The following is an 11,845-nucleotide window of genomic DNA, read 5'->3' on the forward strand; positions in this document are numbered from 1 at the left end:
TCTTAGGTTGATGGAAAGCTTTCCCAAGAAAGTGCTGGTGATGTGTCAACTATTCTCAAAAACTCAGGAATTTCTTCAAAAATCCCTGGGTTAAGGCTGGGAAAGTATAGTTTGCGCTTATTGGCCCGTGAGAAATCCAGGTAAGAGTGGGACGTCGAAAAGCATGGCAATGAGCAGGGAGAAAGGCTGTTGAGGCTCAACGCCAGAAGGTAAAAGATTAAGAAAAGTAATGCAACTATTAATGAAGCCTATTGGCATGGTGGGGGTCGGCTGCCCACGCATTGCTAGGCTCGTGCGCCATGGCCCTCTTTGACGCGCCGCTGCTTTTCGACGGCGGCCTTGGAACCCACCTCGAAGCCCTGGGGTACGACATCTCGGGTCCGCTGTGGTCGGCGCGTGTGCTGCGTGAGAACCCCGCCCTCATCGAATCTGCCCATGCGGATTTCTTTGCCGCCGGCGCCCAGATTGCCACCACGGCCTCCTATCAAATCACCTTCGATGTGCTGGGCGGGGAGGCGGAGTCTCTTTTGCGCCGCAGCGTCACGGTAGCGCGTGACGCCGCCCGCAAGGCCGGCGACAGACATGCTGCCCACGGTGATCTATTGGTTGCCGCATCCGTTGGCCCCTATGGAGCAGGCCCAGGCCGGGGCAACGAGTACGACGGTGCCTATGGTCTTTCGGCGCACGAATTGCACCGCTGGCATACCCGCCGGGTGGCGGTGCTCGCGGACACGGAGGCCGACTTCCTTCTTGCTGAAACCATCCCGAATGTCGATGAGGCCGCGGTGCTGCTGGAGCTGCTCTCGGCCCAGCCCAAGCCCTTTGCGTTGAGCATCACCGGTGCCATCGCGGCCGACCCGATGAAGCTCTCGCAGGTGATCGCGCTGGCCAACCAGGCACCGCGGCTGGGTGCCGTGGGGGTGAATTGTGTGCGCCCACCGCAGGCTTTGGCGGCGGTGAAAGCATTGCGTGCTGGAACGGATAAGCCGCTTTTAGCCTGTCCCAACAGTGGAGAGAGCTGGGACCACGGCGCCCGCGACTGGCGTCCTGCTCCGGCCGGCGCGGTGGGATTGGCTGAGGCGGCAGCAACAATGCGCGCGGCTGGGGTCGGCCTTCTGGGCGGCTGCTGCCGCGTGGGGCCCGCTGAGATTCGGCAGCTGCGCTGATCGATCCGCTTCGAAGACAAATAGAAAACGCCGCGACAATCCTCGGGTCAGAGGATAGAGTGTTCCTATGAAAAAGTTTTCTTTACTCGCCGCATCCGCTGCACTTCTCATCACGACGCTGTCCGTGCCCGCCGCCAACGCTGAGCTGACTCAGACTGAGCGGGATCAGTTCCGCACCGATCCCGTCGGGGCGGTTGCCTGGCAGGCCATCAAGGGCTCCTCGGAGTACGTGCGCGCCGATGGCAACACCATGATGGCGGCGTCCTTCTTTTCCATGACTATGCCGGGGCAGAGTATCGGCATGCCTGCTCTTGAGAATTGTGCAGAGCGCGTCGGCTCCTCCGCGCCGGAGGGCGGCGTGCGCTACGTGGCGGCGGCCCTGTGCGCCACCTTTGATCCGGCTGCCCGCGGCGAGGTGCAGCGCGGCGACTTTGGCTACGGGCCACTGGGCTAAGCATCGCTGTGCTCAGCCGCGCTACGCCACGTAGCGCGTAGGATCGGGTGCTGTCTTAAGGAGGAATGATGCGCAAGCACGTGGTGATCATGGGAGTCTCGAGCTGCGGCAAATCGACGGTCGGGGAGTTGCTGGCGCAGCGCACCGGCCTGCCCTTCCGGGATGGGGACGATATGCACCCGGCAGCGAACATCGAGAAGATGGCTTCGGGGCAGGCGCTTGACGACGATGACCGGCAACCCTGGCTCGAATCCATCGGCCGCTTTCTCGCTGAGCAAGAGTCCGGAGCCATCGTAGGCTGTTCCGCGCTCAAGCATTCCTACCGCGACATCATCCGCGCCGCAGCACCCGATACGGTCTTTATCCACCTGCATGGCTCCTATGAATTGCTCAAGGAACGCATGAGCCGGCGGACCGGACACTTCATGCCGGTGTCTCTGCTGGATTCGCAGTTCGAGACTCTGGAGGAGCTGCGGCCGGAGGAAGCAGGTCTGGTGCTCGACGTCAGCGCCACGCCGGAGGAGCTGGCCGCCGCGGCGGCCGAGTACCTGCAGGTCTAGAACAGCGCGGCGGCGCCGTAGAAGATAAGGACGATGCCGAAGCCAATCGAGGAGATCAGCGCTTGGTTGACGGTCCACGTCCGCAGTGTGGTGGACACGTCCATGCCCATGAGACGGCCAACGAGCCAGAAGCCCGAGTCATTGACGTGGCTGCCAAAGACGGAGCCAGCTGCGGTGGCAAGCGTGATGAGAACCAGCTGGATTTCGCTGAAGCCGCCGGCCTCCACGGCAGGAACCATGAGCGCGGCGGCCGTCGTCAGCGCAACGGTGGCCGAGCCTTGCGCCAGGCGCAGGGCTACCGCGATGAGGTAGCAGGCCAGGATAACGGGGACGCCGAGGTTAGACATGGAGTCCGCCAGCGCATCACCGATACCGCTGGTGCGCAGCACCCCGCCGAACATGCCGCCCGCGCCGGTGATGAGGACGACGGAACAGATCGGTCCGAGCGAAGACTCCACGGTTTTCTCAATCGCGCTCTTGCCTTCCCCGCGGCGCAGGCCCAGCACAGCCATCGCTGCAAGAGTGGTAATCAACAGCGCGATGGGTGTTTGGCCCAAGAAGACGAAGAAGCGAACCCACGTGGCGGAAGGATCAACAACACCAGCGGTGCCCAGCGTGGTCAACCCGGTATTGCCGAAGATGAGGATCATGGGGATGAGCAGGATGCCAATTACTGAGGCCGGGGAGGCCGGGCGATCCGGGAGTTCGGCATCGCTGACCAAGGCGCCGGTGATGGCTTCCTCGAGGCGATAGGGATACTTCTTTCCCAGGTGGAGCCCGAAACGGTAGCTGGAGAGATACCACGTGGGCAGCGCAACGAGGAGGCCAAAAATGAGAATGAGACCGATGTCCGCGCTGAAGAACTCACCGGCGGCAACAGGGCCCGGGTGCGGTGGCACGAAGACGTGCATGACGGAGAAGGCGCCGGCGGCGGGGATGCCGTAGGCCAGAACTGGGCCGTCCAGGCGCCTGGCGACGGCAAAGATGACCGGCAGCATCACCATGAGCCCCGCATCGAAGAAGATGGGGAAGCCCATGATGAGGGAGGCCACGCCGAGTGCTAGGGGCGCTTTGTCTTCGCCGAAGAGTTTCACGAGGGCGTCGGCAAGCGTTTTAGCACCGCCGGAAGTTTCCACCAGACGCCCGATCATGGCGCCCAACCCCACCAGTAAGGCCACGGATCCCAAGGTTGAGCCGAAGCCGCTCGTCATGGTGGGAACCACACCATCCAGCGGGATGCCAGCGGCCAGGGCGGTGAGCGCGGAGACCGTGACGAGTGTGACGAAGGCGTGCACCTTGAAGTAGATGACGAGGACGAGGATGACGGCGATGGCCGCAACCGCAATCCCTAACAGTGGTCCGGTGCCCAGCGTGGGCTCCCAAGTATCCATGACATTCATGAATGTTGATTTTACTTCTGCAGCCTGCGGTGATCTAGGGGTTACACCCCGAGCGCTGGGCCCACCGTGGCCCAGCTGATGGCCAGCTCGCGCCGGAACAGCCCCCATGTGTGGCGCCCCGCGGGAAGCTCGTAATAGTCAAGGTCTACGCCAGCTGCGGTGGCCTGCTTGGCGTAATAAGAGCTGCACCAATAATCCAAACGCTCGTTGAGGCCCAGCGCGGGAAGTGGTGAGTCCTCGATGTCGACGTCAAAATCGGCCGGGCCGCCGCGGGAGACGATGACGAAGGTTTTACGCCCGCGTTGCTGATCGAGGTTGAGAACCGGCGAATGCTGCGCCCACGCCGGATCCCACGGCGCGCCGAAGGAGCGAGCCGGGTCAGTGCCGTAGAACGCAGCACTTGCCCACGCAAAGGACTGCGCGAGAACACCTGTGGTCGAGGGACAACCGGAGAAGGAACCAGACACCTTGAAGCGCGGATCGAACGTAGCCAGCTCCAATGCGGGGCCACCGGAGTTGCTTAGACCCGCGATTCCGTCGCGGCCGTTGCCGTGGAACTCGGCGTCGATAAGCTGCGGGAGTTCCTTGGTCAGATAGGTGGCCCACTTGTATTTTCCGTGGGTGTCATGAGGCTGCGCCCAGTCGGACATCATCGATCCATATGCGCCACGCGGGGAAATGACATTGACATGCTTGTCACGGAAGAACTCGGAGGCCCCGCCGCCGTCCCACCACAGTGCGTCCTCGCCACCGCCGGCACCACCCAGTAGGTAATAGCTCGGGCGGGGCTGCGTGTTCTCCAATCCTCCTGGAGGAAGAATGATGTCGTTGGTGATGACACGGTCCATGGCCGGTGAATAGGCCTTGAGCTCCCACACGTTGTCCTGGACGTGACGCAGTCCGCGCAGTTGTGCCGGGGCTGCTGTCACCGGTGGGCGCGTAGCGTTCGGTGCCAACACCGGGACTTTCAATTGTTGAAGCACCTGTGACCAGGCGGCGAAAATGTTGTCGGCGAAGAGTAGAGGTGCCAGCGGTCCCAGAGCGATGGGATCGAGGGCGCTGGAGTGCTGATCGATGTTGGCGGCATCGCTGCTCATCGTATCCAGTGCTTGTGCGTGTGCCGGCTGCGCGAGGTCGGGGGAGATGATCAACCCCGCCGAGAGAATGCCCGCTAGTGCGGAGCGAAAGAATTTCATTAGTTCACAATAGCCAACTAACCCTGCAGCGCAGAACTTCCACGGCGTTAACGAAGGCGGGGGAGGCGGGGAGAGCTGCGGGACAGTTGGTGGAAGCGGATTAAGGGCATAAAGAAACCCCGACCGCTTTCACAGCGGTCGGGGTCCTCTCACTCTCTCACTGCCGGACTAAGCGCCGGCGGGCTGTGCACACTCTCTGCAGTGGGCGAGGGATGTTCCTTAGAACAGGCCCTCAGCCTTCTTGCCGGTGTCCTTCACGGTGATCTCGCGGGAGTCAACGTTCTGGTCGTTGTCGGTGGAGTTGTCGCCCTTCAAGCGGGAAATCTGGGTGACCTCGATGTAGTTCTTCAGGCGGCCTTCCTTGGTGTTGCCGTCGCCGAAGTCCAGGTTGGCAACACGAGCGGACTCGCCAGCGTTAATCGGGTTGGCCAGGGTGACCTCGAAGGAGCGGGTCGAGGACTTCTCGTCGAAGCCCAGGTCACGGATGTGAGCACCGTTGGAGGAACGCGGGGTGATGAGGCGGTCAACGCCCTTCGGGCCCTCAGCGGTCTTCACATCAACGCGGTACTGGACAGCCGGGAAGTCGCCGTAGTAGCGCTCGGAACCGACGTTCTCCAGGCGGAGAGCAACGGTGCCAGCGTAACCAGCGTGCTTAGCGCCGGAGGTGGTCAGAACCGGCTTCAGGTCCAGCTTCTGCTTAGCCTCGTCGGTCTTGCCGTTCTCGACGTCCTCCTGGACCTTCTTGTCGGCTTCCTCTTCCTTCTTGCCCTCGGACTCGGACACGGCCTTCTCCTCCGGAGCGACCTCGTTGTCCTTGATGACCTCAGCGTCAGCCTCCGGGGACTTCTCCTCCTCAACAACCTTCGGGTCGTTGACGTCGGTGGTGTTCTGAGCGTCCTTGTTCGGAGCGTAGGAATCAGCGATGTCGTCGTACAGCTTGACGCGAACCTCGTTCTTCATCGGCTGCATTGCAGACCAGAAGGTCGGGGTGGACCAGGTGCCGTTCGGCTTGCAGTACTGCTGGGTACCGGTCATGTTCAGAACGCGGAAGCCGTAGGTAGCCTCACCGGTGTGGTTCGGCGGAACATCGTACGGTCCGATGGACTGGCCAGCCTCCCAGGACAGGGAGTAGGAAGCGGAAGCGCCGAGCTTGGTGGCGATTTCGTGGGAGATGCCGAAGGAACCCTCGGAGTTCTTGCCGGAGCCCTTGCCGCCAGCGTTCATGGAGGTGGTCTCAGTGCGGTCACCGTTGACGGACAGGGTGATGGACTGGGACTTGGACAGGTCCTGCTGCAGCGGGATGTCCTTCTTGGTCTGGTTGGTGGTGGAGATGGTGCCAGCCGGCATGAAGTTATCGGTCACCTTGTAGACCACGGTGCGGTGGTCCTCCCACGGGTTACATACCGGACGCGGGTTGAGGACGTTGGCCTTCATGTGGTCGGAACCGTGGGAAGTGTGAACGATGGGGAGCTTGGCGTTGACAGCCGGGGTCTCCGGGTAGGACTCGGTGTGGGTTGCTGCGGATGCAGCCGGTGCGATGAGGGCGGTGCCTGCAATCGCGAGGCCGGCGATGAAGCCGGCGGTACGACGACGCTGGGTCATTGTTGTTCTCCTGGATGAAAGTTTGGGGCAATGCGGTGACGCACTGTGGTGGCGCTGTGTTCGCGCTGTCATGCCCAGTGCGTGACGTGTTGCAACAATAAGGCGCTTTTCAGGATCACGCACCCCTTGAATTGTTTATATTTTTAAATGCAGAAATACATTTCGATCGGGTGGCCCCCGGGTGAACAATTGACTAAGAAATTTGCGCCGACCTTGGTTTTGTCTAACTAGACCGTATTCTGGGAAAACGTCTCTTTGACCGTTCGTTCACAAACTAAAGAATGACCCCATTAGGGGGAGTGGAATGGTGTTTGTGGGGTCGTGTCACGCGCAATTTCAGCCTCTGTGGTCTAAGGGGTAGAGCCCAACCGGCCCTCGTATGCTTAAGTAATTCTTAAAAACGGCGCGTTAGTCTTCTTCGATCTCTGGGTCTTCCGCGCGTGCCTGTTCGAAGACCTCGGCCGCCGCGCGCAGGTTAATGGTGCCGATGATGAGGCCGACCACGATGTCTGGCCAGGGGCTCGCCCACGCCAGCATGAGAAGGCCTGCGCCGAGGATAAGAATGTTGGCGGCGACGTCATTGCGTGCGGCCAACCACGCCCCACGCGTGAGCGCACCTCCGTGTCGCAATTGCACCAGCAGCACCGCGCAGAGCAGGTTGATGAGCATGGCGAAAATGGCCGTGCCGGAAAGCGTGAGTGGCTCAGGAACGGCGCCGTTGATGATCTTCCATATCGCCATGCCATAGGACGCCACGGCGGGGATCAGGATGAGCCCGGCTAGGCCATAGCTTGCTTTGCGACGCCCCTCCACCGACCAGCGCAGCGCTAAGAGCACGAGCGCGTTGATGAGAAAGTCCTCGAGGAAGTCGGCGGCGTCAGCGAAGAGTGAGGCCGAGCCGATGACGCAGGCGACGACGAATTCGACGAAGAAGCCAAAGAGATTCAAGGCAGCGACCCAGGCGACAACCCGCCGGGCGCGTGCGTTCAGGGTGGAGGAGGAGAGATCGTGAGACACGGTACCTGAGCTTAATGGGCTTGAGCACCGTGTCCCAACTTGTTTTTCTTATGAACTGTTTCGGGCTAGTCGACGATGGTGACATCGTCTTCGCGGCGGTGCTTCTCGCCGGCGAAACCGCCGAAGGCTGTGATCAAGGCGGTGACGGCCAAGATGATGATTCCCGGTGTAGAACTGGGGGTCTCATTGGATGCGTTCAATGCGGTGGCGAGGAAGGGTAGCAGCCCCGATACTGCCGAGGCGATGTTGGCGGAGATAGCCACGCCGGAATAGCGGACGTTCGCAGGGAAGACCTCCGAGAGGAGGACTCCAGATACGGAATAGGTGATCGTAACTAGCGACAGGCCGAGACAGACCGCGAGCGTGAGGAGTACGGGGTTCCCCGTGTCGATCATTGCCCACAGCGGCCACGCCATGATGGCGGTGGCAAGCGCGCCGTATCCGATAACTCGACCGGGGCCAATCTTTTCGCCGATGCGGCCGAAGATGATGTTGATGAAGATCTGGCATACGGCGCCGAGGAGGGTGGCGTTCACGACGGTCTGGCGTTCGAAGTCCAGCGTGGTTGTGGCGTAGGAGAGGACATAGGTGCTCATGACGAAGAAGCCACCAATGCCGAGGAAGGCCGCCGCCGAAGCAAGGCACAGTTGCGAGAAATGCTCAGTGAAGAGCTCTTTCAGTGAGCCCTGGTGGGCTGCCTCGTCTGCTTCTGCCTCCTCTTCAAGGGCCTTGTAAACAGGAGATTCTTCAGCCTTCGTGCGAATCCACAGTGCTACCGCTAGGAAAGGAAAGGCGATGAGGAAAGGCACACGCCAACCCCAGGAACTCACTGTGGCATCGTCCAGCATGAGCACAAGCGCGAAGGCTCCGGAAGAAAGCAGTGTACCGGCGGGGGAACCGATCTGTACGAAAGCGGCATAGCGACCGCGCTTCTCGGCTGGGGCGTGCTCGATGGCCATGGTTGTAGCGCCGCCCCATTCGCCGCCGACGGCAATGCCCTGAAGCAGGCGCAGGATGACCAACGTGATGGGCGCCCAGATGCCAATGTTGTCAAAAGTGGGAAGCAAGCCGATGACGCCGGTGGCCACGCCGATGACGACGATGGAGATGATGAGGGCCGGTCGGCGGCCCATCCTGTCGCCGATTTGACCGAAAATGACCGCGCCGAGAGGGCGTGCCAGGAAGCCCACTCCGAAGGTGGCGAAGGATGCCAGGGTTGCGCCGGTGCCTGGCATCCCCGAGAAGAAGAGATCGTTGAAGACAAGCGCGGCTGCGGTGCCGAAGAGGAAGAAGTCGTACCACTCGAGGGCTGTACCGACGAACGCGGAACTGGCGATGCGGAAGACGTCCTTTGACTCGACTTGGATTTCCTCGCTGCCGGATTGGGCCGGGTTGGAAGGGGGTGCGTGGGTAGTCATATCGAAATGCTCCTTATGTGAAACGCATTACCTTTCTAGGAAACATTAGGTGCACGTCACCTTCCGGTGAATGGTTTGAAGAGTTTTCTATGCATCGACCCATCTACAGAGAGCGAATCTTGTTCCTCTGCACAAGAGCTATCGCTTTGTCCGGTGCAACGTCAGCAATGCTCGCGCGGCGTCTTTCGGCCGCGTGATGTCGAGTCCCGTGAGTTCCGTGACTTGGCGCAGGCGGTTGAGCACCGTGTTGCGGTGGCAGTGCAGCGCCTCGGCGGAGTCTTTGATGGAGCCGCAATCCAGGTAGGTGGTGATGGTTTGGTAGAGCGGCGCGTTGCTTTGGCGCAGCTCGGTGATTTCCTGCGTGAGCTCCGTGATGCCGCTGGCTGGGAAGTCTGCAATGGCATCGCCGGCGACGGCCCAGAGGGCGTCGGGCGCTTCGGTTAAGTTGTCCAGCGGGCCGGTGGCGTCAAAGATGCGCGGCGCTTGCTGCGCCGCCGCGCGGACACCGGCTAAGCCGATGACGTCGCGGAAAAGTATGCCCGAGATCTCCGTGAGCTCTGCGCCGCTGTCCTTTGCGGACTGTTCGCTGGGCCTTTGGTCTCTAGGCCAGAAGGCAACGAACATCCCGCGCGCGCCATGGCCGAAGGCTTCGCCGGAGGAGATGGGGGCGTCGAGAAGCGCGCGCAGCTCCACCGCCGCGGTGGGGTGGGCCACCGCGACGTCGAAGTGGCAGTCAGCGTCCAGGTTGAGCGCGCGGGTGATTTCCGTGATACCGAGCGCGCCCAGGGATTCGGCGGCGAAGAGCCTCTCCAAGTGCCGGGCGTGGGCGCGGTGTACGTCGTGCTGCCCGCGAGCCTTCTCCAGGCGGTAGGCATCGCGCACAACAAGGTTGTACATCGTCACAACGGAGTGCACCTGCGCCACGTGGTCGATGAGTGCTTCCTGATCCGCGCCGGCGGCCCGGCGCAGGTGCTCCCAGAGGACGGTGAAGTCGAGCTGGATGGCGTCGATCAGCGTGGCTAGCTCCACGCCCTGGTGTGCGCGCCGCCGGCCCAAACTCTGGGCATGGGTGCGCAGTTCCTCCTCATCCATCGCCCCGACCAGCACGTCCGTGATGCGCGCGAAAACCTCGAAGGCGGTCAGGCGTAGCTCGTCCTCGCTCACCAAGGAATCGCCGTAGCGCCCCGAGCGGGAAAAGGCGGCGAGGAAATCCTCAACCAAGCGGGGGATGGTGCCGTGGACCTCCGCGACGATATCGTGCCAGCGCTTCTCGTGCATGTGCACAACGCTACACGTTGGGCGCTGGTGAATTGCCCTCTATGTGGAGAGGTGTATCACTGCTGCGTTTAGCATGTGGGGACTAGCACAGCACTGGACTAGCACAGCACGCGCCGCGTGCAGTGTGCCGGAGAAACAGGAGAACTCAGGAGGACGCATGATCACGCGCATCGACAACGCCCACATCCTGACCCAGGATCCCGCGCGGCCGGTTGCGGACTCGGTGGCTTTTGCCAACGGGCGCATCCTCGCGGTGGGGGAGGCCGCCCACGCCCTGCCCGCCGACGAGGCGTGGGATGCCGGCGGGCGCACGCTCACCCCTGGCTTTAACGATGTGCATTCCCACACCGTGTGGTTCGGCCAGACGCTGCTCGAGGTGGATCTTTCCGAGGTCACAACTCCCGAGGAGGTCTACGCCGCCGTGCGAGCCGCCGAGCCGAACCCCGATGGCTGGGTGGTGGCCTCCGGATTCCGTCCCTCCGGGCTAGATGCCCCGGTGGAGATAGAACAACTCGACCGCGCCACAGGGGACGCTCCGCTGTTGATCAAGCACAACTCGGGCCACGCCTACACGGTCAACACCGCGGCCCTGCGCGCGGCGGGCGTCGATCCCACCAACCCGCCCGAGGTGGACGGCGGCGAGTTCGTCCGCGATGCCGATGGGCACTGCACGGGGCTGCTCGACGAAAACGCCATGCGCGCCATCCAGAACGTGACCCTGCCGGAATCCGGGGAGGAAATCGGCCGCGCATTAGAGCTGGCCACGCGCCGTTACCTGGAGCGCGGTCTGACCTCCGTCACGGATGCCGGGGTGGCCGGCGGCTGGATCGGGCACAGTCCGCGTGAGATCGCCGCCTACCAAAACGCCACCCTGCACACGCGCATGCAGGTGATGGTGACCATGGACGTGCTCCACGAGATTCCTGGCCACGCCGCCGACGGTCCCGGCTGGGGCCTCGACGGTGGCCTGCGCACCGGCTTCGGCGACGAGTGGCTGCAGGTCGGCCCCGTCAAGATCTTCAGCGATGGCTCCCTGCTGGGGACCACCGCCGCGCTGACCGAGAATTACGCCTGCTGCTCCCATCACGGCTACTTCCAGGGCGATCCTGAGCAGATGCGCGCACGTGCGCTGCAGGCGGCGAATTCCGGCTGGTCTTTGGCCATTCACGCCATCGGCGATGCGGCAGTGGATTTTGCGATAGAGACGCTGGAGGAGGCCGTCGACAAGCATGGCGCGCCTGCGATGCCGCACCGCATCGAGCACGGCGGCGTGGTGCGCCCCGATCAGATCGAGCGCCTGCGCGGCCAGCCCATCGTGGTGGTGCCGCAGCCGCTGTTCATCCCGGCTTTCGGTGATGCGATGGCGGAGTCCCTTGGGCCGGAGCGCACCGCGTGGAGTTACCCGGGCAAGCGGCTTCTCGACGCCTCCCTCATCCTCCCCGGCAGCTCCGATCAACCCGTGGCGCCCGGTGTGCCGCTGGAGGTCATGCAGGCCTTCGTGGAGCGGCGCACCGCCTCGGGCCGGGACTATGGGCCTAAGGATCGTCTGACCCCCGCCGAGGCTCTCTACGCCTATACCGCCGGCTCGGCCGCGGCGACGGGGTGGGCCGGGCGCAAGGGGCAGGTGATGCCGGGGCAGCTGGCGGATTTCGTGCTGCTCTCCCAGGACCCTCTGAACACTGATGACCTTTCCACCATCGACGTGGCCGCCACCATCGTGGGCGGCGAGCTGCGCTACGGAAGCTTTTAAGGAG

10 protein-coding genes are annotated in these 11,845 nt (G+C 62.7%); 4 read left to right on the forward strand and 6 right to left on the reverse strand.

Going from position 1 to position 11,845, the window contains the following annotated elements; genetic code table 11:
- The first annotated feature begins 299 nt into the window (after nt 1-299).
- From mmuM to ACUY3D_RS01905, 3 genes are all read left to right on the forward strand, one after another.
- Nucleotides 300-1,166 carry a homocysteine S-methyltransferase gene (gene mmuM, locus ACUY3D_RS01895; protein ID WP_269948340.1) on the forward strand — a complete coding sequence of 289 codons (867 nt, stop codon included), beginning with the start codon at nt 300-302 and terminating at the stop codon, nt 1,164-1,166.
- A 67-nt stretch (nt 1,167-1,233) separates the two neighbouring features.
- Nucleotides 1,234-1,620, forward strand: a complete 387-nt coding sequence (locus ACUY3D_RS01900) for a hypothetical protein (RefSeq protein ID WP_269948339.1) — start codon at nt 1,234-1,236, stop codon at nt 1,618-1,620.
- A 65-nt stretch (nt 1,621-1,685) separates the two neighbouring features.
- Entirely contained in the window at nt 1,686-2,180 is a 495-nt protein-coding gene (locus ACUY3D_RS01905) for a gluconokinase (RefSeq protein WP_269948338.1), read from the forward strand.
- On the opposite strand, the gene ACUY3D_RS01910 is transcribed toward ACUY3D_RS01905, so the two are convergent.
- The 6 genes from ACUY3D_RS01910 to ACUY3D_RS01935 all read right to left on the reverse strand — a co-directional run bounded on the left by ACUY3D_RS01910 (nt 2,177) and on the right by ACUY3D_RS01935 (nt 10,091).
- A complete protein-coding gene (locus ACUY3D_RS01910; RefSeq protein WP_070531104.1) occupies nt 2,177-3,571 on the reverse strand; it encodes a GntP family permease in 1,395 nt (464 codons plus the stop codon). The two genes, ACUY3D_RS01905 and ACUY3D_RS01910, sit on opposite strands and share 4 nt — an antisense overlap.
- A 50-nt stretch (nt 3,572-3,621) precedes the next feature.
- Nucleotides 3,622-4,776 (reverse strand): alpha/beta hydrolase, encoded by a 1,155-nt coding sequence (locus ACUY3D_RS01915; protein ID WP_448240229.1) that lies wholly within the window; start codon nt 4,774-4,776, stop codon nt 3,622-3,624.
- Between the two features lie 219 nt (nt 4,777-4,995).
- Nucleotides 4,996-6,378 carry a hypothetical protein gene (locus ACUY3D_RS01920; protein WP_448240230.1) on the reverse strand — a complete coding sequence of 461 codons (1,383 nt, stop codon included), beginning with the start codon at nt 6,376-6,378 and terminating at the stop codon, nt 4,996-4,998.
- Between the two features lie 408 nt (nt 6,379-6,786).
- A complete protein-coding gene (locus ACUY3D_RS01925) occupies nt 6,787-7,395 on the reverse strand; it encodes a cation efflux transmembrane domain-containing protein (protein WP_250224487.1) in 609 nt (202 codons plus the stop codon).
- 65 nt (nt 7,396-7,460) lie between these two features.
- Nucleotides 7,461-8,813: an MFS transporter gene (locus ACUY3D_RS01930; RefSeq protein ID WP_269948336.1), complete on the reverse strand. Its 1,353-nt coding sequence runs from the start codon at nt 8,811-8,813 to the stop codon at nt 7,461-7,463.
- Between the two features lie 138 nt (nt 8,814-8,951).
- The gene (locus ACUY3D_RS01935) at nt 8,952-10,091 is read right to left on the reverse strand and encodes a helix-turn-helix domain-containing protein (RefSeq protein ID WP_269948335.1); all 1,140 of its coding nucleotides are present in this window, start codon (nt 10,089-10,091) and stop codon (nt 8,952-8,954) included.
- Nucleotides 10,092-10,248: 157 nt separating this feature from the next.
- Between ACUY3D_RS01935 and ACUY3D_RS01940 the strand changes: the two genes are divergently transcribed.
- A complete protein-coding gene (locus tag ACUY3D_RS01940; protein WP_448240231.1) occupies nt 10,249-11,841 on the forward strand; it encodes an amidohydrolase in 1,593 nt (530 codons plus the stop codon).
- Nucleotides 11,842-11,845 lie beyond the last annotated feature (4 nt).

Source organism: Corynebacterium guaraldiae, assembly GCF_053480195.1.